Here is a 24488-nt window from a genome sequence, read left to right on the forward strand (position 1 = left end):
CCCCGCCTATACCGCCGAGCAGCGTGCGGCGGGGATGCAGGGGCAGGGGCGCATCGGCCTCGTCATCTCGGCCGAGGGGGCGGTGGTCGAGGCGGCGATCCAGCATAGCAACGCGCCGGCCGAACTCGATGCCGCCGCGCTGGCGGCGGCGCGGGCGCTGAAATTCGCGCCGGCGGCCGACAAGGCGGGCAAGCCGATCGCGGTGCCCGCGGTGCTGCCCTTTTCCTTCGCGGCGGCCGACGGCAATCCGATGTATGTCGAGCGCGTCGAGCCGCTCTTCAGCGACGCGGCACGCGCGGCGGGTGAGCATGGCAAGGTGGTGATCGACGGCAAGATCGGGGCCGACGGGCGGCTGATCGACGCGGTGGTGACGACAAGCAGCCGGTCGGCGATGCTCGACGCGGCGGCGCTCGAGGCGGCCACCGCCTCGCGCTATCGTCCGTATCGCGACGGCGCCGGAAAGCCGATCGCGCTGCCGGTGCGGCTGCCCTTCGGTTTCGACAATTACCGCACGCCGGGACCCGGCGGCGGCATATTGCGCTATCGCTGCGACCAGTTCGTGCGCGACGAAAGCTGGTGGGCTGCGACCTGGCCGGCGAGCGAGAAGCGCGAATTCTATACGATGATGCTGGGGATCGGTGCGTTGTCGCAGGGCATGTTGTCCGAGCCTGCGAAGCTCCGCGAGAAGATGGCGGCGTTCGATCTGCGCTATGCGGCGGCGGGGCTGGAATGCGCGGCGCGGCCCGAGAAATTGTTCGTCGACGTCATGAAGGTCGAAGGGCCGATCGCGCGGCGGATGGCCGAGCAGGCGAAATAGCCGGCGATATTAGCCATTGCCAAGCCGGTCGATATCGCGAGGATGGCTCGCACCCAAAACGGACTCGACAGGGGATAAGCCATGAAAAAGACTCTGATGCTCGCGATCGCCAGCAGCCTCGCCCTCGCGGCGTGCGGCGACAAGGCGGCCAAGGACGGCGAGTCCGGCAAGGCCGCGTCGAACGAGCCCCCCGAACTGCGCCAGCCGGGCAGCTGGAGCCAGGAGATCGAGATCGTCAAGCTCGAGGGATCCGAAGTGAAGCCCGAGGACAAGGCCAAGATGCAGCAGATGTTCTCGATCCTCAGCGGCATGACGGTATGCGTGACCCCCGAGGTGGCGAAGCAGGAGGATTTGGCCAAGAGCCTGTCCGACATGGGCGCGCGGGGCGAGAATTGCGCCTTCGACAAGAAGGTCTTCAGCGGCAAGACGGTCGATTTCGCGTCAACCTGCAAAGGCGACGGCGGCATGACGACAAAGGTGACGGCGACCGGCACCAGCGGCGCTACCGCGCAGGACATCACGATGACGATCCTTGCGAACAAGGAAGATGGTACCAAGGCAACCGAGGTGGTCATGCGTCTCACCGGCGAGCGCAAGGGCGAATGCGGGCCGAACGACATCGCGCTGCCGCCGCCGCCGGCGCCCGCCGCCAAGAGCTGATCGGGTCCGCCGATGCTCGGTTATGTGACCATGGGCGCCAGCGATCTGGACCGGGCGCGCGGATTCTATTCCGCGCTGCTCGGGACGATCGGCGCCAGCGAGCTGATGCGCATGTCCGATACGGAGGCGAACGGCTTCACGCTTTACGGCACCGGCTGGGGTCAGCCGGGGATCGCGGTGACGCGGCCCTATGACGGCCAGCCCGCCGATCGCGGCAACGGCCATATGGCGGCGCTGGTCGTCGACGAACGCGCCAAGGTCGATGCGCTGCATGCCAGGGCGCTCGAACTCGGCGGGACCTGCGAAGGCGCGCCGGGCCTGCGCGGCGACGAGGGCGAACAGGCCTTTTACGCCGCCTATTTCCGTGACCTTGACGGCAACAAGCTCTGCGCCTTCCGGATCGGACCGGCCTGAGCGCCGCGACCTGGCTCGACCGGCGCTGGGCGCCGCTCCTCGTCGGGCTCGCGGCGGGGCTCGTCGCTGTCGCCGCCGCGCTTGTCGCCGGCAAGGGCGCGCCGCAGGAGGCGCTGCTTGCCGCGCGCTGGACCGCGCGCACCGCCGCGCCGGTCTTCCTTGTCGCCTATCTTGCCTCGACGCTCTGGCGGCTGTGGCCCGGGGCGCTGACCGCCGCGCTGCTCAAGCGCCGCCGCCAATGGGGGCTGGGCTTCGCGCTCGCGCATACGATCCATCTCGCCGCGCTGCTGGTGAATATCATCGCCTTCCGCCCGCGTCCTTTGATGACGCTCGTTGGCGGCGGGCTCGCCTATGCGATGATCTATCTGATGGCGCTGACCTCGAACGACGCGTCGCAGCGCGCGCTCGGCAAGGGGTGGAAATGGCTCCACCGCATCGGCATCCATTATATCTGGCTGATCTTCACGATCAGCTATGTCAGCCGCGCGATCCACGCCGACCCCGCCTATCATGTCGAAGGGCGGCTGCTGGCGCCGCTGTTCCTTGCGGCGCTCGGCCTGCGGCTCTATGCGGGTCGCAGGCGGCGATGATGCGTCGGCAGGGGCGACCGCATCGTGATTTTCAACAGGGATATGCAGGCGGACTTGCCGGACCGGGAAACGGGTGGGGCCATTTCCCGACCCGGCGAAGTCTCTGTGTATGAAGTCGGAGAGCCATGTGACAGATGCCAGGGACCAGCTCGCACCTATCGGTTCACCAACCTCAATTCGTCATGCCGGACCAAGGCCCGGACCAGACGGCGACGTCATCGAGATGACACCACCACGGTCATGGATTGCCCGAAACGGGACAAGAGGGTGAGTTACAACGGGTCACGTAGCGGGTTGTCGCAATCCGGTAGGGAATTTTTAACCTTGTTTCGCCGTTTTTCGCGCCCGTTTGGCCGCAGCGTAATTTTATGTTATAGAAATTGGCTTTGTTGTTACCGTTACAAAGAAGTAACAACGGCTGGTCGCGCCAGGTTATTGGCGTATCTACCGCGCAGCAGCTCGCTAGTGGGCAATCAGGGGTAGTATGGACCGCACGAAGGTGAGCGCTGATCAAACTTCCGACGATGCCGAGAGCATCGTTGCCGACGAACTGGCGCGCCTGCTCGAATCCCCGATGTTCGTACGCTCGCCCGTGCTGACCCGGCTGTTGCAATATCTGGTCGACCACCGGCTGCAGGGCAATCGCACCGCACCAAAGGCCTATGCCATCGCGACCGAGGCGCTGGGACGCAGCAGTGACTTCGATCCCGCCATCGACAGCTATCCGCGGGTTATGGTCGGCCGGCTGCGCAACCTGCTCGACCGCTATTATGCCGAGACGCCATGGCTTCACCGGCTGCGCGTGCCGCAAGGCAGCTATGAGATCGTCGTCCAGCATCGCACCGCGCCGCCCAGTTCGCGCAATGCCGACGCGCCGCGCGACGAGAGCACCGCGACGCAGCCCGACGCGGGCGGTGCGGCCTCGATGCCGCCCGCCAAGGCCATGCCGCCGGCCGCACCGGTGCCGGGCCGCTCGCGCCGCATCCTGCCATGGCTGGGTTTCGCCGTCGCGCTCGTGCTCGCTGCGCTTGCCGGCTGGTGGTTCGCGCGGTCGGACGGGCAATTTCTCGGTGCCGATTTCGTGCCCATGCCGACGATCGAGGTGAGCAACCCGGCGTCGGGCGACACCGGACCCTCGCGCGCGATGGCGCGCGGACTCGACGGCAAGCTGCGCGACGGGCTGCGCCGCTTCGAACTGGTGCAACTCCTGTCGTCGCGCAAGCCTGGCGCGGCGGCGCGGCAGGTCCCCGCCGATTACCGGCTCGACGCGTCGATCGTCCGCACGCTCGAAGGGCCGGTCGATGTGACGCTGGTGCTCAACCGGGTCGCCGACGAGCGCGCGATCTGGTCGCAGCAGATTCGCCTGACCGACGAAGACATCCCCGAGTTCCGCGGCCTCGAACCGGCGATCGCCCAGATGGCGGGCGACTATGGCGTCATCGTGCGCGACCAGTTGCAGCGCGAGCCCGACAATTATGCCCCGGGCTTCCCGTGCCTCGCGCAGTTCAACCGGCTGCGCCAGATGCGCAGCCCGGCGGCGGCGCTGCGCATCGACCGCTGCCTGCGGGCAACGCTGGTCGACATGCCGGGCGACCCGGTGCCGCTGGCCGCGCTGTCGCTGCTCCGCTTCGGCGAATGGCAGCAATTGCGTGCGACGCCCAAGGGCAAGGAAGCCTTTGCCGAAGGCCAGGATTTCGCGCAGCGTGCCTATATGGCCGCTCCGAACAGCGCGCCGGGCATCTTCGCCATGGCGCGCGCGCATTTTTATTCGAGCAATTGCCAGCGCGGGGTCGCGATGGGCAATTCGGCGGTCGAGCTCAACCCCTATGACCCCGACCTCGCGGGGTTCATGGGGCTGTTCAAGACATCGTGCGGGCTGGGTGCGGAGGGCGAGGCGCTGCTCGCGCGATCGGTGATGCTCGACGATTCGCACGCGGGTGTGCCCGCGGTGACCCTGGCCTTCGTGCATTCGCAGCGCGGCGAACAGGCCGAGGCGCTGGCCTTGCTCGATCGCATGCCGTCGCCGAGCAACCTCGAACCCCAATATCTGATGGTGCGCTCGATCGTGCTCGCGCGGACGGGCAAGGTCGACGAAGCGCGTGTCCTCTGGCGCCGCCTGCTCGACTATACCGGCCAGCCGGCCGCGGCGCCGCCCGAGACGGTGCTGCGCCAGTTCATGATAACCCCCGCGGTGATCGCCCGCGCCTCGATCGCACTCCGCGAAACGGGGGTCGTCGGACCGCGACCGGCGCCGCCGCCCGCCGGAGCGAAGCCCGCCAATTGACAGCATCGCCGCCGACGAACAGGATCGGGCGATGCTGACAATCTTTGCCGCCCTGACGCTTGCTGCCGCACCGCCGCCGCCCGCGCAGGTCGCGGTCGCCTTCGACCGCGAGGGCAAAATCGAAACGCGCGTCGTCGAGGGGGAGGCCGACCGGGCGACCGGACGCCCGCTGACCGCCGACGATCCGGTGCGGATCGCGTCGGTGTCGAAGCTGGTCGTCGCGCTCGGCGTGCTGCGGCTCGCCGAGGCGGGCAAGCTCGACCTCGATCGCGACGTGTCGGATTATCTCGGCTGGCGGCTGCGGGCGCCGGCCTTTCCCGACCGGCCGGTGACGCTGGGACAATTGCTCGGCCATCGCGCCGGGCTCACCGACAATGTGAATTATGCGCTGCCGCTCGACAGCGATCTCGAAACGGTGCTGCGCGATCCCGCCGCGTGGGACGCGGCGCGGCCGCCCGGCGGCGATTTTACCTATGCCAATCTGAACTATCCGGTGGTCGCCGCGGTGATCGAGGCGGTTGCCGGCGAACGCTTCGACCGGGCGATGGCACGGCTGGTCCTCGAACCGCTGAGGCTCGAAGCCTGTTTCAACTGGACGACGTGCAGCGACGGCGCGGTGGCGCGCGCGGTGGTGCTGTACGGCGCCGATGGCAGCGTCGAGCGCGACGAGTTGAAGGGGCAGCGTCCGGCCTGTCCGGTCGTGCCCGCCACCGATGGCAGCTGCGACCTTTCCGTCTATCGCCCCGGCCGCCATGGCGCGGGGTTCAGTCCGCAGGGCGGATTGCGCATTTCGGCGAACGGCCTGGCGCGGATCGGCGTGATGCTGCTGCGCCGCGGCGACGGCTTCCTGAAGCCCGAAAGCCTCGCGCGGCTCGAGGCGATGGCGCCGGTGCATCCGACGAGCGGCGAGGGGACGGGCGGCTTTTTCTGCGAATATGGCATGGCGATGCACAGCAATGGCGGCCCCGCACTCGCCGATCCCGCGTGCCGCGACGATCTGTTCGGCGACGGGCGGCTGCGGCTCGGCCATTCGGGCGATGCCTATGGTCTGCGCTCGGGATTGTGGTTCGACCTTGAACGCGGGCGAGGCATTGCCTATTTCACCACGCAGGTGCCGGAGGGGCAGAAAGGGAAGCGGTCGGCCTATAGCGCCGCAGAGGAGGCATTGGTCGACAAAGCACGCGCCGGGCACCCCGACGCCAGCCCTCTTGCCAGCCCCGCTGGGGCGCATTAGGGCAAATCCCAACATTCACGGCTTAGTCAGAAAAGGAATAGCGCATGAGCGATTCGGCCGAAAAGGTTAAGAAGATCGTCGTCGAACATCTGGGCGTCGAAGCCGACAAGGTCACCGAGGAAGCGAGCTTCATCGACGATCTGGGCGCCGACAGCCTCGACATCGTCGAACTGGTGATGGCGTTCGAAGAAGAATTCGGCGTCGAAATCCCCGACGACGCGGCGGAAAAGATCGCCACCGTCAAGGACGCGATCGACTATATCGAAGCGAACAAGGGCTGATCCAGCCTGTCCGGCGTTGCCGGACGCGGCGGCGACGCCGCCCACGCGTTTCCGGCTTCCCGGTCCCGAGCGCTCGCGCGCAGAGACCGGGAAGCTTTTTTTATGCGCGCGGCTCCTCTAGAAGCGCGCCGAGACGATTGATATCGGGTCCCGGGCGAAGCGGGGCCGACGAAAGGAATGATTATGCGCCGGGTTGTGGTGACGGGATTGGGTTTGGTGACGCCGCTGGGCGGCGACGTCGAGACCACATGGGCCAATCTGCTCGCGGGCAAATCGGGCGCCGGCCAGATCACCCATTTCGACGCGTCGGACCAGAAATGCACGATCGCGTGCGAGGTGAAGCCTGCCGACCATGAATATGGCTTCGATCCCGGCAAGCGCGTCGACCACAAGGTCCAGCGCCAGGTCGACCCGTTCATCATCTATGGCATCGATGCCGCGGGACAGGCGATCGAGGACGCGGGACTCGAGGAGATGTCCGACGAACTCAAGCTGCGCGCCGGCTGTTCGATCGGATCGGGCATCGGCGGCCTGCCGGGCATCGAGAGCGAAAGCCTGCTGCTCGCCGAAAAGGGCCCGGGTCGCGTTTCGCCGCACTTCGTCCACGGCCGCCTGATCAACCTGATCTCGGGCCAGGTCAGCATCAAATATGGCCTGCAGGGTCCGAATCATGCCGTCGTCACCGCCTGCTCGACCGGCGCGCATTCGATCGGCGACGCGGCGCGGATGATCCGCGACGACGATGCCGACATCATGCTCGCGGGCGGCGCCGAGGCGACGATCTGCCCGATCGGTATCGCCGGCTTCGCGCAGGCGCGCGCGCTCAACATGAGCAGCAACGACGCCCCCGAAAAGGCCAGCCGCCCCTATGACAAGGACCGCGACGGTTTCGTCATGGGCGAGGGCGCGGGCGTGGTCGTGCTCGAGGAATATGAGCATGCCAAGGCGCGCGGCGCCAAGATTTATGCCGAGGTCGTCGGTTACGGCCTGTCGGGCGACGCCTATCATGTCACCGCGCCGCATCCCGATGGTTTCGGCGCCTATCGCTCGATGGAAATGGCGCTGAAAAAGGCGGGCATGACCCCCGCCGACATCGACTATGTCAACGCGCACGGCACCTCGACGATGGCCGACACGATCGAGCTGGGCGCGGTCAAGAAATTGTTCGGCAACGAAATCGCCAATGTGTCGATGAGCTCGACCAAGTCGGCGATCGGCCACCTGCTCGGCGGCGCCGGGGCGGTCGAGACGATCTTCTGCATCCTCGCGATCCGCGACCAGATCGTCCCGCCGACGCTCAATCTCGACAATCCCGACGAGGGCACCGACGGCGTCGACCTGGTGCCGTGGAAGGCGAAGAAGCGCCCGGTCAAGGCGGCGTTGAACAACAGCTTCGGTTTCGGCGGGACCAATGCGAGCCTGATCGTCAAGGCGGTCGAGGGCTGATCCCATGCGCTGGCTGCTTGCAGCCCTGATGGCCTTGACGCTCGCCGCCTGTTCGGGCGGCGCGCCGCGCGACACGGTGGTCGTCATCCCGCAAGGCGCGAGCATCGCCAAGGCGGGCGAGATCGTCGAGAAAGCGGGCGCGGTCTCGGCGTCGAGCTTTCGCAACGAGGCGCGCTTCTTCGCCTCCGACGACCCGATCAAGCCCGGCGAATATAAGATCGAAAAGGGGATGGACGCGGGCGACATCCTCGAACTGTTCCAGTCGGGCAAGACGGTCCAGCGCTTCGTGATGATCCCCGAGGGCATGCCGTCGATCATGGTCTGGGACCGGCTGATGGCCGAAAGCCGCTTGAAGGGCGACATTCCGGTGCCCGCCGAGGGCAGCATCCTGCCCGACTCTTATGCCTTCACCACCGGCGAAAGCCGCGCCGCGGTCGTCAAGCGCATGCAGGCGGCAATGGACAAGGCGTTCGACGCGCTTTGGAAAAAGCGCAGCCCGCGGACCGCCGCGAAGGACCGCAACGAGGCGATCACGCTGGCGTCGATCATCGAGAAGGAAACCGCCGTTGCGGCCGAACGCCGCACGGTCGCGGGGGTCTATACCAACCGGCTGGGCGTCGGCATGCGGCTGCAGGCCGACCCGACGATCATCTACCCGATCACCAAGGGCAAGCCGCTCGGCCGCCGCATCCTGCGCAGCGAGATCCAGGCGGTGAACGGCTATAATACCTATAGCATGGCGGGGCTGCCGCAGGGACCGATCGCCAACCCCGGCAAGGCGTCGATCGCCGCGGCGCTCGACCCCGAGGCGAACGACTATCTCTTCTTCGTCGCCAAGGGCGACGGCGGCCATATTTTCAGCCGCACGCTGAGCGAGCACAACGCCAATGTGCAAAAATGGTACCGGCTCCGCCGCGATCGCGGGGAGATGGAATAGCGCGTCTCCCCGGCTCGGGTGACGGACAGGGGGTGACGATGACGGCCAAGCTCTTCCTCCATGGCGTGCCCGACAGCCCGGCGATCTGGCGGCCGTTGCTCGCCGCGCTCGACCTTGGCGATACGCCCGTCGCGGTGCCCGCGCTCCCGGGCTTCACCGCACCGCTGCCGGCGGGTTTTGCCGCGACCAAGGAGGCTTATGCCGACTGGGCGGTGGGGCAGGCCGAAGCCTTGTTCGCGCAGCACGGCCCGATCGACATCGTCGGGCACGACTGGGGTGCGCTGATCGCGCAGCGGGTGGCGATGCTGCGGCCCGATCTGCTGCGCAGCTGGGCGATCTCGAATGCGGTGATCGATCCCGATTATCGCGGGCATCGCCTCGCGCGGATCTGGAACACCCCGATCCTCGGCGAGCTGTACATGATGGTGAGCAACCAGCCCGCGAAACTTGCCGAGGGCCTGACGGCGGCGGGCATGCCCGCCGACATCGCGGCCGAAGAAGCGGCGCAATGGGCGAATAAGGACAAGCGCCGCGCGATCCTGAAACTATACCGCTCCGCCAAAGGGCTGAGCTTCGCGCATGACTGGGCGCTCGACATCCCTAAGCTGCCGAAGGCGGGCGCGCTCGTCTGGGGCGCGGGCGATCCCTATGTCGAATTGTCGGTGGCGCAACGCTATGCGGCGAACACCGGGACGCCGCTGACGGTGATCGACGGGGCAGGGCATTGGGCGATCGCCGAGCGTCCGGCCGAGGTAGCGGCGGCGTTGAAGGCCTTCTGGGGCGGCCTAACGGCCTGATAATATTATTTCATCGCTTTATACGATTATTGTCATGCATTTTATCGATTGGCGTTTTTCCGCGGCTTTCCCCATTTGGGGACCATCAGAGACAGGGTGTCCCATGGACGTCGGCATTCCCCCTCCTCCCCGCCGCGTTCTTCCCTGTCCGTGAACGGCGATCCGGTCATCCCCCCTCCCGGCCGGATTCCTGGTGCCGCGCCCATCATCGTGACTGCGACGATGGGTGCGGCCGACCAGCACCGCTTCGACACGCTCCGCGCCCGCCATTTTCCGCCCGAGCGCAACCAGCTTCGCGCCCATATCACGCTGTTCCACCAGTTGCCGCCGTCGTGCCTCGGTGAACTCGACCGCCTGCTCAAGGCGATCGCGCAGGATGCGCCGCCGCCCGCGACCGTCAGCGACATCTTCTCGCTCGGGCGCGGCGTCGCCTATCGGATCGAAAGCCCCGAACTGCTCGCGATCCGCGCGCGCATCGCCGACTGGTTCGCGGGCTCGCTGTCGGCGCAGGACCAGGGTGTGCCGCGGCTCCACATCACCGTCCAGAACAAGGTCGATCCCGCCGAAGCCAAGGCGCTGCTCGCCGAACTGCGGCGGGATTTCCGCCCGCATCCGCTGGCGATCACCGGGCTTGCCGCGCATCATTATCGCGGCGGGCCGTGGGAAACCGCCTTCGAGCGCAATTTTCGCGGAAGGCGGGCGCGAGGTCAGGGAGCATATTGACCGGGGGGCGGCGCCTATCTATAGGCGCTGCTCGCCCAACAGGGCGGCCTTTCGGGGCGGAGTAGCTCAGCTGGTTAGAGCACCGGAATCATAATCCGGGTGTCGGGGGTTCAAGTCCCTCCTCCGCTACCAAAGACCCATATTCCACCAACGACCCATTTTGACCACCGGTGGATTTTTCTGCAATAAAATCAACTATTTCTTGCGGTTCATTGCGTGCTTGGGCGTCCCGTTGCGGCTCGCTGCGACCACCCACGTCGATTTGAATTGGGGGTATTTTGGGGGTATTTTTGGCCTGTCCCCAAAACAGGCGATACCCCCACATGGCTCTCAAGGAACTCGAAGTAAAATATGCCACCAAGCGACAGCGGCCCTACAAGCTGTCCGACGGGGAGGGGCTGCACCTGCTCGTTCAGCCCAGCGGAGCGAAGCTCTGGCGTCTGAAATATCGGTTCGACGGCAAGGAAAAGCTGCTCAGCTTCGGCAAATATCCGGTCGTCACGCTGGCAATCGCCCGCGAGAAGCGCTGGGAAGCCAAGCGCCTGCTCGATCAGGGCAAAGACCCGGCGGAGGCGAAGAAACAGGCGAAAAGGCAGCGGGCTGCCCTCAAGCTGTTCGAGGAGATCGCGCGGGCCTGGCATCGGAATCGCGCCGAGGGGCTCGACCCGGCGCACGCCAAGCGTGTCATCAACCGGATGGAGCGCGACGTCTTTCCCGTCATCGGCAAGCGCCCCATCGCCGAAATCGACGCCCCCGAGATTCTGGAAATGATCAGGGCGGTCGAAGCGCGTGGTGCCCTCGACGTCAGCCGGCGCCTCAAGCAGGGCGTGAGCCAGGTTTTCCGGTTCGCGATCGCGAGCGGCTGGGCGACGGTCGATCCCACCCTCGGCCTCAACGATGCGCTCAGGCCCAAACCGCCCGTCAGGCACATGGCGCGCGTGCCTCTCGCCGAGTTTCCGACGCTGGTTCGCGCTATCCTGGCCTATGACGGCGAGGAAACGCCCCGGAGGAGCGACATCACGCGCGACGCGCTCATGTTCACCCTTCTGACCTGGGCCCGGACGAGTGAAACCCGGTTTGCCAGATGGGACGAGTTCGAGAATCTCGACGGGGAGCAACCGCTCTGGCGGTTGTCGTGCGAACGCATGAAGATGGAGCGCGAGCATCTTGTGCCGCTGTCGTGCCAGGCCGTCGAGCTGCTGCGCCGTCGCCGCCGGGAAACCAACAGCGACTTCGTGTTTCCAGGTGCCAAGCAGGAGAAGCCGATTTCAGAGAATACGATGATCTATGCCTGTTATCGCATGGGATATCGCCGACGCCAGACGGTGCACGGGTTTCGGGGGCTGGCTTCAACCTGGGCGAACGAAGCCGAGTGCTACAAACCCGATTGGATCGAGATGGCGCTGGCGCACGAGGACGAAGATGAAGTGCGCGGGGCGTATAACAGCGCGCTCTATCTCACCCCGCGACGGCGAATGCTCCAGGATTGGGCGAACATGATCGATGAAATCGCCAGACCTCCGAGCGTCGGGGACCGTGTGGCGCGCGCAGAGCCGCCGAGATCGACGAGCCCTCACCGGGTTGAGCCCGAGCCTCAACGCCTGTTGCCGGAGACGCGTGACGCTTTCTGGCGGCGGCCACGTCGACCGGTGCTTATTACGGCAACGGATATTCGCGACTGAATGGACGGCACCTGTCGTGTGCCGTCGCTCGCGCTCCTTTCGAGGTGAGCCTGGCCCCAACCGCGGGTCCCATGCCTCTCGAGAGGCAGAGGAGACCCGAGCCAGCAATTAACACAACATTCGTTTGCAGAATCATTCCGCCTCGTTTATCTGTGGGTCGCAGTCCAGTATCGGGAGAAACGCGTCATGGAAGAGTCGGTAAGGAAGGCCTATCGGGAGGACGGCGCCGTTCTCATGAAGAATGTCCTTAACGCGGAACAGTTGGCAGCGTGTCGCGACATCTACGACTGGATTGTCGCGAATCCGGGTCCCAATGGTCATGCCCTGTATCGGGGGGACCAAAAGGAGCACATCTCGTCGCACGTCGACAATGCCAATCCGCTCGTTAAGGATCGCCTTGACCGTTTCGTGGCAACGCTGCCCCTCGGCGACCTGTTCGCCGACCTCTGGGGATCCCGGAATGTCTGGTACTTCGCCGAGGAGGTCTTCCTGAAGGCCGGCGGCGAAGGCACCCGTACCTATTGGCATCAGGACACCTCCTATCTTCCCTGGGCCGGAAATCACTGGGGGAACGCCTGGATCAGTTTCGAGCCTATCCCCAAGAAGAACGCGCTCGAGATCATTCGCGGCTCGCATCGGGGGCCGCTCTACGACGGCACGACCTTCAGTCCGAACGACCCGACCGACCCGCTCCATGGCGGCGACGCGCTGCCACGTCTCCCGGACATCGAGGCGGAACGCAAGGCCGACCCGGGCAAGTATGAGGTACTTTCCTGGGCAACCGAGCCGGGTGACGTGCTATTCCTGCATCCCGGCTCACTTCACGGCGGCGCGAACGTCGACGCCGATTGTCCCGAGCGACATACGCTCGTCTTCCGCTTTTTCGGCGATGACGCGACCTTCCGTCCGCTGCCTGCGGTCAGCAAGTCGGGCTATGAGCGCAACGGCAATCTTTTCAAGGAAGAGGTTGCCAAGATGGAGCCCGGCGCGCCTTTCCGCGCATCGATCTTCCCGCAAATCGTCGAAGCATGACGGCCGTCGACGCTCGGCCGTAGCCGATCCTGAGTATCTCCCGCCGATTATTCGGCTCCGGGCAACTGACGCGGCGGCGGCGGAACTCCGCCGCCGCCGCTCTTTTGTTGTCTTCCTGACGTTCGTTCCGCGGGCCGGATCGGCGCGGGCGGTCTAGGCCGGCACCGGCGCAGCACCGGCCTGATCGACCTCCTGCTGGCGCACAGAATGTCCCCGTGCCGACCATAGAATGGCGAGCCGTCGATAATCTGGCTGGATATGCAAGCGCGTCGAGGATTTCGCGGACGGCCAGCCGCCCTCAGGGGGGCAGGCGACAGCCGCAGGCCAATCGGTCCAACAAGCACGATAATGTCACCTGTCACGCCATCGATGTGACGCCTGGCAAGGTGTCCGCGCCCGACGGCTCGATATCCTACTTTGCAAAACATATGTTGCGTAAAACTGCGACCTTGTTATTCTCATAGTCCGGACCTGCGCAGGCATGCGCATGACAACGGGTTTTCGAGGCATTTCGGCGTTCCCGGCGCGGGTCGCTCGGGTTCCGCGCTCCACGCAGCGCGGAAGAAGATGGGGAAGCATGATGCAAGATAGTCAGGGCACCGCCAACGTCACCAGTCGCTATCGTCCCATCGGCGGCTGGCTGGAGACGCCGCGCGATTTGCAACCAAGCCTCGACACATCCGTCACGGCTGACGTCGTCGTGGTTGGAGGGGGATTTGCCGGCCTTTCGACCGCGCTCGAATTGGCCTCCACTGCTGCCGATGTCGTGCTGCTCGAACAGGAGTTTGCGGGCTTCGGCGCGAGCGGCCGAAATGCCGGCTATCTCGCCGGCGGCCAAGGTCTCGATTATGACATGTTCCTCAAGCGTGTGAGCGCCGACCAGGTCAGGCAAATCGTTCGCTACTTCGAGGAAGGTGTGACCTATGTCGAAGGGAAGATAGCGCAGTACGGGATTGAATGCGACTATCTGAGGACAGGTCTCCTCCGTGCCGGCATCCACCCCTCACAGGAAAAGAAGCTTCGCGAAAGCATGGCGCACGGCAACGAATTTGGTGCGTCGGCGCAATTTCTGGGTGAAAAGGAGCTACGCGCACGCGGCATCCCGCCCGCGTTCCTTTTCGGCTACCTGACGGCCAATGGCGGGACCCTGCAGCCTGGCAAATATGTGCTCGGGCTGCGGCGCGCCGCGATCGATGCCGGGGTTCGGATTTTCGAGAAGAGCCCGCTCGTTCGCTATGTCGAAGGCCCGACCGTCCGGTGCGAGACCGAAAAGGGATCCGCGACGGCGCCGTTCGTCGTGTTCGCCACCAATGGCTACACGCCGCAACTCGGCCTTCTCCGCGACAAGGTCGTGCCGATCCGCGTATCCGCGCTCGAAACCCAGCCCCTCACGCCAGCCCAGCTCGCGGCACTCGGATGGGAGAATAGGGAAGGGATAACAACCCAGCATCTGATCATGGAGAGCCATCGTCTGACCGTCGATAACCGGCTGGTTCTGACCACGAAGCATCTCGATTACGTATATGGCTCGAAGACCCCCAACGTTCCCGACAAGGTGGCTTACAAGGAGCTGGCGGGGCTCTTGGGCGAGCGCTTCCCGATGCTGGGACGCGTCGCGGTGCGAGCTTGCTGGAGCGGCTATATCAGTTTCGCCTATGATGCCTTGCCGGTCGTGGGCGAAACAGGCGACCGCGGGAACATCCTCTACACTGCCGGCTGCTCGGGCCATGGCGTGGGCACCCAATCCTATGTTGGACGGCTGTTGTCGGACCGGGTGCGCGGGATCGAACATCCCATGCTTGCCGCGCTTCGCCACGCAACGCCGCGCACGTTGCCCGAGCCGCTCCAGTGGGGCATGATGAAGTCGATGTTTGGCGCAGCCCATTTCCTTGACAACCGCGTCAATCGCAAGGTTCGCAACTGAATTCCCTATCCGGCGACGGGGCGGCAGCGCCCATCGCCGGCGTGAGGGCCGATCAGCTGCGCGATGGCGCCATCTGCCGAAGCAAGGCGTCGAGGAGCCGGTCGACCCGCTCAGGCGTGAAGCGGTCGGGCTCGATCGGTAACATCATCGCCCATCCATCGGCGAGAGCGGCGATCTGTTCGGCAAGCAGCTCCGCGGAAATGTCGTCACGGATCGTTCCCGATTTCTGTTGAGCTTCGATCCGCCTCGTGGTGATACGGCGGTATTGCGCGTAGGTATCCCTGTATATCGCAGCAAGCTCCGCGTCATGACGCGCGCGCGTCAAAAGCTGGAAACCGGCAGGCCATATAAAAGAATCCGCGTTGATGTCGAACCAGTGTTCAAAACGGCGACGATAATCGCCGATATCTTCGCCAGCATAAAGCATCTCGTCGAACCGTTGGAACATATATTCGACGATCGCGGCGAACAGCTGCTCCTTGTTCGCAAAATAATAGGTTACCGCGCCCGTCGTATATCCGGCCTTTTTTGCAACTTTGCGCAGCGATGCGCCGCCCAGTCCCAATTCAGCGATAACCTGGACACCGGCGTTGAGCAGCTCGATCCGCCTGGCTTCGCGGTCGCCGACGGGACGTCCCCTGCGTATTGTCACGTTGTCAGTGGGGGAGAGATGCCCATCGCCTTTCATACGCAAAGCGTAGCGCCATTACGCTTCCGATCAATTGAAATGTCGTGCGTTTTTAAAAAACGGCGACGAGTTCGCTTTGCGACGTCTCATCATCGGTCGTGGACTAACGCTGCAATCTGCCCGCGTCGATCGAAGACGACGACCGCTGCCGCCGGCGGACGGGAGCATTGTCGAAATCGGAGCGGGCGCGGGTGCTCCTGACAGGACCGGTATGCTGGTCGTTTCGAACCAGCCGTTGCTTCAGCACAGCGCCGAACGAAACGCATTATTGCGATGAAGCCCGCGGCACCGTCGCATGAGACCGTCTTCCGCTTGTGCCGACAGCTGACCAGCTTATTTAGATATCGTGCGTTGCGTAAATATGATTCAGCGGCTATGGCGGAGTCGGAATCATATTTTAGGGAGCTGCAAAAATGGATGCTGCGTTGCGTAGGAGCTTCGATGATGATGGCGCTGTCGTCGTAAGGAACTGCCTCGATAGCGATCAACTGGCACTGTGCCGGGGTGCGTTCGACTGGGCCGTTGAAAACCATGGGCCGAATGCTTCCATGATGTTCGAGGGGACGGAGCAGCAGTCGCACGTCGACAACGCCAATCCGAACGCCAAAGAGCGCCTGGACGAACTGGTGACTCAACTGCCGTTCGGGAAAATTTTCGCCGACCTGTGGGGCTCGGAAAACGTCTGGTATTTTGCCGAAGAGATCTTTTTCAAGACGGGTGGCAATAGCGCCCGGACCTCCTTCCATCAGGATACCTCCTATCTGCCTTGGACCGGCAAGCATTGGGGCAACGCCTGGATCAGTTTCGAGGCGGTGCCGAAGAAGAATTCGCTGGAGATCGTCAAGGGTTCGCATCGCGGAATCCAGTATGATGGTCCCAATTTCACGGATCCCAACGACCCGACCTCGCCCCTCCACGGCGAGGCGGCAGTGCCTTTCCTGCCGCGTCTTCCCGACATCGACGCCGAGCTCGCCCGCGATCCGGCCGCCTATGACATTCTCTCGTGGGCAGTCGAGCCGGGCGATGTGGTGCTCCTCCACCCGCACTCGCTGCACGGCGGCGCACAAACCGATCCCGACTTCCCGACCCGCCACACGCTGGTCCTGCGCTTCTTCGGTGACGATGCGACCTTCCGCTCGCTTCCCGAGAGCAATTCCGGCCTCGGTCGGGGCGGCATCCTGTTCACCGAAGAAATGGACAAGCTCAAGGACGGTGACCGCTTCCGCGCGCCGGTGTTCAAGAAACTCGTCTGACGCGCGATTTGGGTGCCGCCCCGTTTCACCGAGGGTGATGCATCCAGACTGCCGGGCGTTTCCATATCGCGGGAGCGCCCGGCGTCGACCGGTATCGGGTTCGGCCGCGACGGGAACAGCCATCGAAGGCGGCTTCGTGTTCGGCGCTATTGCACCCCGCCTCTTGGTGTCGGACGCGGAAGTTGGACGAGGTATCTGACGTATTTTTCCGCGACTGGGCGGAGGTCGCCCATCCTATGCGGTACGATTCACTGGACGCTCGCTGCGCGCCTCTGACAGGCGAGCGGTCTCGTGAGGCTCTCTTCGGTCCCGAAGCCGCTGCCTGACCCGTCTTCGGGCCAAGTGCCGCCCGGTCGCCCGGGCACGGCAAATTCCAGACCCCATGTTTCCGCTCATCCTGTCCGGCGCTGGCGGCCGACCGGACAGGCGGTAGCGTCCAGAGCCCCGTTCCGCGAAACCTTCGCTGAACCGCAACCCCATATGCGCAATGAAGCCGTCGCACGCGCTGCAGAGGCCTTGCCCTATTCTAGCGGGCCTGACGTGGGGTAGAAGTCTGCCACTATTACCAGGGGTGTCATCGGCGTGCGGCGGCCCAAGCCGTGAAGACCCTGACTGGTCTGGCGGAAGTGGCTTTGCCCGGCGCATCGCATGTGCCTCAATCGGCCCAGACCTGTCGGCGTTCGACATGTCTTCCTGGAACCGGCACAGCAAGGCAATGGCCGGCGCCGACGTCCGGCGGTGCCGGAAATCAGGTCAGGACTTGAAACGTCTTTGCCCCGACCCGAACGGAGGCGGGCGGGCTCCGTCAGAAGCCCGCCCGCTCATGTCCGGGACGCTTCAAGGCGCAGCGGCTATGCCGCGGCGCCTCGAACCCGTCACCATTTTCTGGTGAGACGGATACCCAGTTCGCGCGGGCGCGAGACCGAGAAGGCTTCGCCCCAGTCGCCCACGAGCGCATAAGACGACAAGGTCCGAACATTGGCACCATAGACGACCCGCTTGTTGGTCAGGTTGGTCCCGAACAACTCGATCTTCCAGTCGTCGACGTCATACCCGATGCTGCCATTGAACATGATGTACGCGGGCGCCTTGCGAGCAGGCGCGTTGATGCTCAGACTCCGAAGTTGATTGATCGTGGAGCTGCGGAAATCGAAGCCGAGATTGAAGGTCAGTGCGCTGTCCGCGAAATTATGCTCGTAGGTGAGCGAACCGGCGCCGCTCCAGTCGGGCGCACCGGGCAGCCGGTCGCCCGAGCTGCCGTGGATGGCGTCCGGCACGATGCCGCCTGCGGCATTCCCGGCGGGATAGCTGAAGTCGCCCGTCAGTCGCGCGCGGGCGTACGCCAACCCCAGGCTGAAGCTCAGGCCCTGCGGGCCGATGGGACCCTGGAGTTCGGCCTCGAAGCCCTTCGACGTGGCCTCGGTTCCGTTCACAACGGCGGGATAGAGGTTGAACGGCGTTTGCAGATCGATCTGCGGATCGTCCCATTTGATGTAGAAAGCGCTCAGCGAATAATAGATGCGCGAGAATTTGCCCTTCGCTCCGATTTCGAAGTTGTTGGTGCGATCGGGCTTGTAGACCAGCAGCGGCTCGGGCTCGAGGCCGAGGCCCGAGAGCGCGAATGCGTTGGTCCCGCCGCGGCGGAAGCCTTGCGAGAAGGTGGCGTAAATCTGGCCATCCTCATACCATTTGTACGATGTGTTCAGCTTGAAGATCTGGTCGGTGACCTTGTTCGCATTGGCAGCGGCAAAGTCGAAGATGAACAGCTGGCTTGCGCCCGCCAGCGTCGAACTGAATTTCTGCCGGAAGATGCGGGCGCCGCCGGTGACCGACCAGGCATCGGTCACGTGCCAGGTCAGATCGCCGTAGAAGGAAATCTCGTTGAACTTCTGGTTCGCCACCTGGCCATAGGTTTCGCCATCGGCAAGCGTCGGCACATACCCGCCTCCAAGGACGCGTGGGACGCGCGACCCGCTTGCAGCGAAGCTCTGATCGCTTGCGCCGGGGGCGTAAACGAACAGGCCGATCCGGCGCTTGTGCTGCTGAAGGAATACGCCGGCCGTGTAGTCGATGGGTCCGCCCTCGCTGGACACGATGCGCAGTTCCTGCGTCCAGGAGCGTTCGTTGTCGGAATTCAGCACGGGCAATACGGCGCGCGGGTTGGCGGGCGTTCCGGTATAATAGACACCGTAAGGCGAGCCGAGCAGAGCGACCGTGGAGTCGTTGACGATTTCCCCTTCGGTCTTGCCGTAGGCGATCGTCGAGGAAACGGTGGCGAAGCCGAGGTCGTAGCTCATGTCGAGCGTTGCAAGCTGCGTGCGGCGCTCCCAGGGTTCCAGGGTTGGAACCGAGCGCTCATAGTCGCCCGTGGCCTCCAATGTGCGTCGCGGATCGAGCGGCGAAGGCCCGCCGGCAAAAGCATTGTTGTCGATATTGCCGCCGTTGCCGCGTGACTTCGCGAAATTATAGGCGAGGTTTACCGAAAGATCGTCGGTCGGTTCCCACAGAAGCGAAGCCCGCGCCGAAGTCGTTCGCGCAAAGTTATAATCCTTCTTGTCGAAATAGACGCCGGGGCTGTTGGCAACATCAGCTTGGTCCGCGAGCACAGGGGCTCCGGTGAGATAGCTGTCTCCTTGCCGTTTCAGCACATCGCGGGCATTGATGAAGCCGCCTTCATATTCGTGCCGGGCATTAAGACGCAGCGCCAGACGGTCGCCGATCGGAAGGTTGACCGTTCCTGCGAACAGATAGGAGGGATCGCTCGAATGGGCGGTCGTTCCGATAGAAGCGGTGACCGATCCGCTGGTCTCGCCCAGCCGCGGCTCGTTGGGAACGATACGCACCGCGCCGGCAAGCGAGCCGGCTCCATAGAGCGTTCCCTGCGGTCCGCGCAGAACTTCGACGCGCCCGATGTCATAAAGCGGCAGCGACCCCGTTATGGACGCATTGCCGAGGTAGAAACCCACCGGTGACTGAAAGTAGCGCGCGGCCGCGGTCGTCGGCTGCGAGGCGTTGAGGCCGCGAATGATGGGAATCTGCGATGCCGACGTGCGCGCGCCGCTATCGATGATGTTGAAGTTTGGAACCTGACGGGTCAGCGATGCGACATCGGTTACATTGGCGCGCTCGAGCTGCTCGTTGCCATAGGCCGAGATATTGAAGGGCAGGCTCGTCACCGTCTCTTCGCGGCGGCTTGCGGTCACGATGATGTCGCCCTGGTTCTCGACCTCTTTGGAGGCTGGCGCAGCTTCCTGCGCCTGCACGTCCATCGCCGGCAGCAGCGCTGCAAGACCGACCAGACAGCTGGCGGCGTGCAGCATGGCCCTGCGGCGTTGCATGGTCCTTTGGTGTGTGATCATCGCTTTACTCCCCTTGCTCATTGTTTGTGTGACGGCTTTGTCGGTGTCTGTCCGGCGGCTGAGCTGCCTGCCGTGCTGTCAGCATTTGTCGGGTGCTTGAGCTGGGGAGGCGCCGGGGGGCGGCCGCGCCAGGGAAGCGACATCGCCCGATCATCGGTCGGATGGCCAATGTGCGATCGCCGATGACACGCGACATATCCGCATCCTCCCGGACGTTGGAATCTGCACCGGCAGCTGGTGGCCGCCGTTTTCATCACTAATGTTATGTCAAATATTTCGGGGATGTCGAGAGCGATTTTCATGCATGTTCGCGGAACGACCAGAATGAGCCCCGCCATGGGTTTGCCTGTCACAAACCATTGAAAAATGAGGCTTAAAGTACCTGCTTCGAGACGTTCGAAACGCTCTCGCCATGCGCTCGGACAATTTTCCGCCTCGCATGTGATATATTTGCAACGACAGTCGTTCTTGAAAATATGGCGGCGCCGACTTCCTGCGCCCGAGTCGGCCGGCGGGACACGCGCGCGGACCGGCTCGTCCTGCGGCGGGATGCGTCTCGCGATCCAGCGATCGCAAGCGGGCGCCCGCCCTTGAAACGGGTGAAACCGGGCGTGGCGGTCATGGCGTCACCTTCCCGAAATCTGCTTGCGCGGTTCGCAAGGGCGCCAGATTGCAATAGTGGGCACAGAACAAAATGATCCACGACAACAGGATCAGCGCGCCACCGACGCTCAGAAATGCCTCGACCGACCAGTGGGTCAGAAACCAGCCTGTGAATTTGGTCCCGCCTGCAGTGCCCAGCGCGTGGATGGCAGGGAAGGCCACAAAAATTCTACCCGACCTGTCCAGTTCACGCGCAATGCCCAGCAGATAGGCGTAGGCTGCGGTAACGAAGGCGCCCTGGATCGCCAGCGCCGCGATAAACACGTCGGGCTGGCGAAACGTCAGGGCAGGATAGGTCAGCACGACTGCAGCCATCGCAACGGTTATCATCGTTATTGGCGATCCCAGCCGTCTGCCGATCAGGGCCGGCGCAATGCCGCCGACCAGCGAGCCGATGAGTCCAGCCGCGACAAGCGCGCCCGCCCCGTTCACTTCCATCCCGTTCGCAACGCCTATGACGCCCACGAAATTGTAAATGCCACCCCAGCTCACGCCAAGGAAGATCGCCCCCGCCACCATCGCCAGCAGCGGAGCGGCGAGCATCCGCGCGGACAGCCGATCCTGCTGGACGTGCGACGCGTGCGCCGCATCGGACGATAGCAGGCGACGCCCTAACCCCAGCGCCAAGGGCGTCGAAATGGCGAACAGGATCGCGCCCATCAGGAATGTCTGGACGATGCCGATGCCCGGCATTGCGAAGGAGATGAGCGTCGCGATCAACGTCGAGCCGAATATGGCAAGACTATAGGTCCGGGTAGGATTTGGGGTGTCGCCGAGGATGGCGAAGGCGGGCGTGGCGGCGAAGCCCGTCGAGAGGCCGATTACGAACCATCCGGCGACCAGGGACGACAGATCCGAGAAAAAGGAAATGAAAAGCAGCGAGCCTGCAGCAACGAGCAAAGCGGCGGCGCTGGATGTCATGACATTCACACGCCTGAGCCATAAGGGACCCGCGGCGATGACAATGCCGTGTCCAAGGACATAGGCCGAACCAACCGAACCCATCTGGCTTTCGTTGAGCTTCATGCCTTCGCGCAGCAACTCGAGGACCGTCGGAAGGATATTCGTCGGAAGGATGCCCAGCGTCCAGATGAGGCCTGCGCAGAGAAGGAGAACGGTCGCTCGATCCGATTGCGGTCGCACCTTTGACAGATAGGCATCCCTCGCATTGGGCGTTCGGACGGCAGGATGTGGCAAGTCAGCCTTCACGCCGGTAGCGACTTCGCACGCCGTAGCTGGTTCGCCACTCTCGCCGCCGGCGGCCCACGGTCCGGATTCAGTCATATCGTTGCTCCGGTGGACGGCCATGGAGGCTGCCTGCCCAGGAGATGTCACGCACGGGGTTCGGCCTGTGTCAGCCTTCGCCCGCCGCTCGGTTTCCCGGTTCGGCTCGTCGTCCAGTCGACTCGGACAATAATCGTAACAATAGTTATGTCAACGGTCGGGCCGGCCCGGGCTCGAGGCGCTTCGGTGCGGCACCCGTCCCGCGGAATCGGGCAGCCGTCGTCGCAAACCGTCCTTCCGCCTTGGCGGGCGATCTGCCGTTGTTGTTATACCCCCGGTAACGTCGAGTTCCGCCCGGCAGAAATCGCACGGCGGGGTGGGAGGGCAAGATAGCTTCGCACGCGTCGCCGTTTTCGAGGGTAAGACAAAAGGAGGAGGCGCGACCGCATTCCATCGGCAGATGGCACCGCGGACGTTAGAGTCGGTGCGACATCGTATCCGTGACGATCACCCAGGGGGCCAGCCGGGGGGATCGGAGGTGGTGCGCGAAGTGCTCGGCAAGCGTCCAGCGCATCGAGGTCATTGCGCGGGACTTGGCGACAGTCCCAAGCCGGCCTTGGGTCCGACGCCGGCTTGGGCCGTTACCGCCGAACCGCTTTCGCGGGCGGTTCGATCATCTTGAGAACGGCATCGGTCAGTTCGTCCATGCGGGTCCCGACAAAGCGTTCGGGCTCGATCGGGAACATCATCGCCCAGCCGTCCGCGAGGGCAGCGATCTGATCGGCGATGATATCGGCGGCGATGTCGTCTCGTACCTCCCCCGACCGTTGCTGCATGGCTACCGTCGCCGTGAGCCTGGCGCGGTACGCCGAATATCGGCGCTGATAAATCTCTGCCAATGCCGGTTCATGGCGGGCCTGCGCCAGCAGCTGAAACTGCGCCATCCATTGGTCGGAATCGGTATTCATTTCTTTCCAGCGGCGGAATCGCTGCCTCAAGTCGCCCACTGCTCCGCCTATGTCCAGCAGCGTGTCCCACTCGTCGAACAGATGCTCGAGGATAGCGCGAACCATCGCTTCCTTGTTCTGGAAATAATAGGTGACGGCCCCCGTCGTGTGTCCCGCCCGGCTCGCGACCTTGCGGAGCGAAGCACCGCTATATCCGAGTTCCGCAATCGTCGCGATGCCGGCGCGGAGCAGTTCGTTCCGTTTGCTTTCGCGGTCCCCCACGGGGCGGCCTCGACGCGCTACCGTCTGGTCGTCTGGATCGCCGTCGTCTTCGAACGCGGCTGCGGGAGCATGCTTGGTCATCATGCCACCACCCCTACAGAAACAATCCGCAAAAGCAATTAAGGCAACGAATGATCTAAGATTGCGGGACGACCATCGAATCTATGGCCCTGAAGAACTCGCTGGTAACTTGTCTGCCGTTCCCCAGGGCCGCGATGGAGAACGGCCTCGTCCGGTCAGTTCTTCAGGAAATCGCCGAGCTCGGTGAAGTTCACCATCCACACGCCGAACGTTCCGACGGGATATTGCGACCGGAAACCAAGTATCCGCTGGACCCGCTCGGGAAGGTCGCGAACCAGTGCAGGATCAGCAAGGAACGGTAGCGCGTCTCCCGGGGTCAGATATCCCACAACCAGAGGAATTGTGATGCCGCGGCGATAAACGTCGCGGGTCCGGTTCGCACCGCCGGCATGGACCGTTTTGCCGCTGAAGAAGACGGCATCGCCGGCTTCCATTTCCACCGGAACCGACATCTCATGCGAGCCGAGTTCGTCGAAATCGGCCCATTTGTGGCTGCCGGGAATAACGCGCGTCGCGCCATTCTCCTCGGTGAAATCGGTGAGGGCGATGATGAAATTGACGATGATCTCCGGCCCGGAAGGCCCCATCGCCTTGAAGGGCGGCCACGCGCCGAGGTCGCGATGCAACATCTGGGCGGGGCTGTTCGGGCCGATTTCGATGACCTGCGACGTGTCCAGCCAGTAGGTGCCGGACTCCTTCAGAAAGATCGCGTCACCAAGCGCATGGTAGAGGTCATGATCGAGAATTTCCTCCCGGAAGGTGCGGCTTGCCCGGGTTACGTCGGTCAGGCGCTTTGTATTGGCGCCGTGAAATTCCTTGATCCCCTCCTCGTCATGCTTGCTCCCGACCGACAGGGCCTGCATCGATGGCTCGATGTCGGCATTGAGGGCGCGAACCTGGTCGGAGGTCAGGTAGTTTTTGAGGATGACGCAGCCGTCCTCCCCGACAATCGCGAGGATGTCCTCGATGGGGGCCGTGCTCGGCACCGAGCGGATTGCGCTTTTCGTAAGGGTAGTCATTGAGGCGTTATCCTTTCCCGATCAACGGATCCCGATGATGGACGCGACATCATGTCTGTCAGGCTTTTCGATGCGGAAATCCGTGCGTTTGCCGGTGCTCCCACGTCCCACCAAACATTATCCTAACGATAGTTTTGTAAAAGTCGACCCC

At 64.0% G+C, this 24488-nt stretch carries 20 protein-coding genes and 1 tRNA gene; 16 read left to right on the forward strand and 5 right to left on the reverse strand.

The window, feature by feature from the left end; all coding sequences use genetic code 11:
• The 15 genes from B1A78_RS03340 to B1A78_RS03410 all read left to right on the forward strand — a co-directional run.
• On the forward strand, positions 1-817 hold an 817-nt coding region (locus B1A78_RS03340; protein WP_144037665.1), incomplete at its 5' end, for a TonB family protein.
• Between the two features lie 81 nt (positions 818-898).
• Complete coding sequence (locus B1A78_RS03345) at positions 899-1477, forward strand: DUF3617 family protein (RefSeq protein ID WP_077145597.1); 579 nt, start codon at positions 899-901, stop codon at positions 1475-1477.
• 12 nt (positions 1478-1489) lie between these two features.
• Positions 1490-1891, forward strand: a complete 402-nt coding sequence (locus B1A78_RS03350) for a VOC family protein (RefSeq protein ID WP_077145598.1) — start codon at positions 1490-1492, stop codon at positions 1889-1891.
• Between the two features lie 323 nt (positions 1892-2214).
• Positions 2215-2481 (forward strand): hypothetical protein, encoded by a 267-nt coding sequence (locus B1A78_RS03355; RefSeq protein WP_218667934.1) that lies wholly within the window; start codon positions 2215-2217, stop codon positions 2479-2481.
• A gap of 499 nt (positions 2482-2980) precedes the next feature.
• Positions 2981-4765, forward strand: coding sequence for a M48 family metallopeptidase (locus tag B1A78_RS03360; protein WP_256837442.1), 1785 nt, complete (start codon positions 2981-2983; stop codon positions 4763-4765).
• A 31-nt stretch (positions 4766-4796) separates the two neighbouring features.
• A complete protein-coding gene (locus tag B1A78_RS03365) occupies positions 4797-5999 on the forward strand; it encodes a serine hydrolase (RefSeq protein WP_077145601.1) in 1203 nt (400 codons plus the stop codon).
• Positions 6000-6043: 44 nt separating this feature from the next.
• A complete protein-coding gene (locus B1A78_RS03370; protein WP_003039428.1) occupies positions 6044-6280 on the forward strand; it encodes an acyl carrier protein in 237 nt (78 codons plus the stop codon).
• A gap of 183 nt (positions 6281-6463) precedes the next feature.
• Positions 6464-7726, forward strand: coding sequence for a beta-ketoacyl-ACP synthase II (gene fabF / locus B1A78_RS03375; protein ID WP_077145642.1), 1263 nt, complete (start codon positions 6464-6466; stop codon positions 7724-7726).
• A gap of 4 nt (positions 7727-7730) precedes the next feature.
• Complete coding sequence (mltG, locus tag B1A78_RS03380) at positions 7731-8663, forward strand: endolytic transglycosylase MltG (protein WP_077145602.1); 933 nt, start codon at positions 7731-7733, stop codon at positions 8661-8663.
• Positions 8664-8701: 38 nt separating this feature from the next.
• Positions 8702-9460, forward strand: a complete 759-nt coding sequence (locus B1A78_RS03385) for an alpha/beta fold hydrolase (protein ID WP_077145643.1) — start codon at positions 8702-8704, stop codon at positions 9458-9460.
• Between the two features lie 222 nt (positions 9461-9682).
• Positions 9683-10183: a 2'-5' RNA ligase family protein gene (locus tag B1A78_RS03390; RefSeq protein ID WP_077145603.1), complete on the forward strand. Its 501-nt coding sequence runs from the start codon at positions 9683-9685 to the stop codon at positions 10181-10183.
• A 55-nt stretch (positions 10184-10238) separates the two neighbouring features.
• Positions 10239-10315, forward strand: a tRNA-Met gene (locus B1A78_RS03395).
• Between the two features lie 191 nt (positions 10316-10506).
• Entirely contained in the window at positions 10507-11865 is a 1359-nt protein-coding gene (locus B1A78_RS03400; RefSeq protein ID WP_077145604.1) for an integrase arm-type DNA-binding domain-containing protein, read from the forward strand.
• Between the two features lie 186 nt (positions 11866-12051).
• Positions 12052-12897 (forward strand): phytanoyl-CoA dioxygenase family protein, encoded by an 846-nt coding sequence (locus tag B1A78_RS03405; protein ID WP_077145605.1) that lies wholly within the window; start codon positions 12052-12054, stop codon positions 12895-12897.
• Positions 12898-13477: 580 nt separating this feature from the next.
• Positions 13478-14821 (forward strand): FAD-binding oxidoreductase, encoded by a 1344-nt coding sequence (locus B1A78_RS03410; RefSeq protein ID WP_218667935.1) that lies wholly within the window; start codon positions 13478-13480, stop codon positions 14819-14821.
• A 52-nt stretch (positions 14822-14873) separates the two neighbouring features.
• Here B1A78_RS03410 and B1A78_RS03415 read toward each other — a convergent pair whose 3' ends face one another.
• On the reverse strand, positions 14874-15509 hold the full coding sequence (locus B1A78_RS03415) for a TetR/AcrR family transcriptional regulator (RefSeq protein ID WP_077145607.1): 636 nt from the start codon (positions 15507-15509) through the stop codon (positions 14874-14876).
• Between the two features lie 413 nt (positions 15510-15922).
• Here B1A78_RS03415 and B1A78_RS03420 point away from each other — a divergent pair, with 413 nt between their 5' ends.
• Positions 15923-16762, forward strand: a complete 840-nt coding sequence (locus tag B1A78_RS03420; RefSeq protein WP_077145608.1) for a phytanoyl-CoA dioxygenase family protein — start codon at positions 15923-15925, stop codon at positions 16760-16762.
• 875 nt (positions 16763-17637) lie between these two features.
• Here B1A78_RS03420 and B1A78_RS03425 read toward each other — a convergent pair.
• The 4 genes from B1A78_RS03425 to B1A78_RS03440 all read right to left on the reverse strand — a co-directional run bounded on the left by B1A78_RS03425 (position 17638) and on the right by B1A78_RS03440 (position 24337).
• Positions 17638-20121 carry a TonB-dependent receptor gene (locus B1A78_RS03425; RefSeq protein WP_218667937.1) on the reverse strand — a complete coding sequence of 828 codons (2484 nt, stop codon included), beginning with the start codon at positions 20119-20121 and terminating at the stop codon, positions 17638-17640.
• A gap of 618 nt (positions 20122-20739) precedes the next feature.
• Positions 20740-22068 (reverse strand): MFS transporter, encoded by a 1329-nt coding sequence (locus B1A78_RS03430; protein ID WP_144037666.1) that lies wholly within the window; start codon positions 22066-22068, stop codon positions 20740-20742.
• Positions 22069-22649: 581 nt separating this feature from the next.
• Positions 22650-23321 (reverse strand): TetR/AcrR family transcriptional regulator, encoded by a 672-nt coding sequence (locus tag B1A78_RS03435; protein ID WP_077145611.1) that lies wholly within the window; start codon positions 23319-23321, stop codon positions 22650-22652.
• 152 nt (positions 23322-23473) lie between these two features.
• Positions 23474-24337 (reverse strand): phytanoyl-CoA dioxygenase family protein, encoded by an 864-nt coding sequence (locus B1A78_RS03440; protein WP_077145612.1) that lies wholly within the window; start codon positions 24335-24337, stop codon positions 23474-23476.
• Positions 24338-24488 lie beyond the last annotated feature (151 nt).

It is taken from the genome of Sphingopyxis sp. KK2, assembly GCF_001990265.1.
Taxonomy (GTDB): domain Bacteria; phylum Pseudomonadota; class Alphaproteobacteria; order Sphingomonadales; family Sphingomonadaceae; genus Sphingopyxis.

What these genes read in the sequence shown, in the direction of transcription:
- mltG (WP_077145602.1), top strand. Translation starts at nt 7,731, where the DNA reads ATGCGCTGGCTGCTTGCAGCCCTGATGGCCTTGACGCTCGCCGCCTGT.
- B1A78_RS03415 (WP_077145607.1), bottom strand. Translation starts at nt 15,509, where the DNA reads ATGAAAGGCGATGGGCATCTCTCCCCCACTGACAACGTGACAATACGC.
- B1A78_RS03385 (WP_077145643.1), top strand. Translation starts at nt 8,702, where the DNA reads ATGACGGCCAAGCTCTTCCTCCATGGCGTGCCCGACAGCCCGGCGATC.
- B1A78_RS03420 (WP_077145608.1), top strand. Translation starts at nt 15,923, where the DNA reads ATGGATGCTGCGTTGCGTAGGAGCTTCGATGATGATGGCGCTGTCGTC.
- B1A78_RS03410 (WP_218667935.1), top strand. Translation starts at nt 13,478, where the DNA reads ATGCAAGATAGTCAGGGCACCGCCAACGTCACCAGTCGCTATCGTCCC.
- B1A78_RS03405 (WP_077145605.1), top strand. Translation starts at nt 12,052, where the DNA reads ATGGAAGAGTCGGTAAGGAAGGCCTATCGGGAGGACGGCGCCGTTCTC.
- B1A78_RS03390 (WP_077145603.1), top strand. Translation starts at nt 9,683, where the DNA reads ATGGGTGCGGCCGACCAGCACCGCTTCGACACGCTCCGCGCCCGCCAT.
- B1A78_RS03370 (WP_003039428.1), top strand. Translation starts at nt 6,044, where the DNA reads ATGAGCGATTCGGCCGAAAAGGTTAAGAAGATCGTCGTCGAACATCTG.
- B1A78_RS03440 (WP_077145612.1), bottom strand. Translation starts at nt 24,337, where the DNA reads ATGACTACCCTTACGAAAAGCGCAATCCGCTCGGTGCCGAGCACGGCC.
- B1A78_RS03430 (WP_144037666.1), bottom strand. Translation starts at nt 22,068, where the DNA reads ATGACTGAATCCGGACCGTGGGCCGCCGGCGGCGAGAGTGGCGAACCA.
- B1A78_RS03365 (WP_077145601.1), top strand. Translation starts at nt 4,797, where the DNA reads ATGCTGACAATCTTTGCCGCCCTGACGCTTGCTGCCGCACCGCCGCCG.
- B1A78_RS03345 (WP_077145597.1), top strand. Translation starts at nt 899, where the DNA reads ATGAAAAAGACTCTGATGCTCGCGATCGCCAGCAGCCTCGCCCTCGCG.
- B1A78_RS03425 (WP_218667937.1), bottom strand. Translation starts at nt 20,121, where the DNA reads ATGATCACACACCAAAGGACCATGCAACGCCGCAGGGCCATGCTGCAC.
- B1A78_RS03350 (WP_077145598.1), top strand. Translation starts at nt 1,490, where the DNA reads ATGCTCGGTTATGTGACCATGGGCGCCAGCGATCTGGACCGGGCGCGC.
- B1A78_RS03400 (WP_077145604.1), top strand. Translation starts at nt 10,507, where the DNA reads ATGGCTCTCAAGGAACTCGAAGTAAAATATGCCACCAAGCGACAGCGG.
- B1A78_RS03355 (WP_218667934.1), top strand. Translation starts at nt 2,215, where the DNA reads ATGACGCTCGTTGGCGGCGGGCTCGCCTATGCGATGATCTATCTGATG.
- fabF (WP_077145642.1), top strand. Translation starts at nt 6,464, where the DNA reads ATGCGCCGGGTTGTGGTGACGGGATTGGGTTTGGTGACGCCGCTGGGC.
- B1A78_RS03435 (WP_077145611.1), bottom strand. Translation starts at nt 23,321, where the DNA reads ATGATGACCAAGCATGCTCCCGCAGCCGCGTTCGAAGACGACGGCGAT.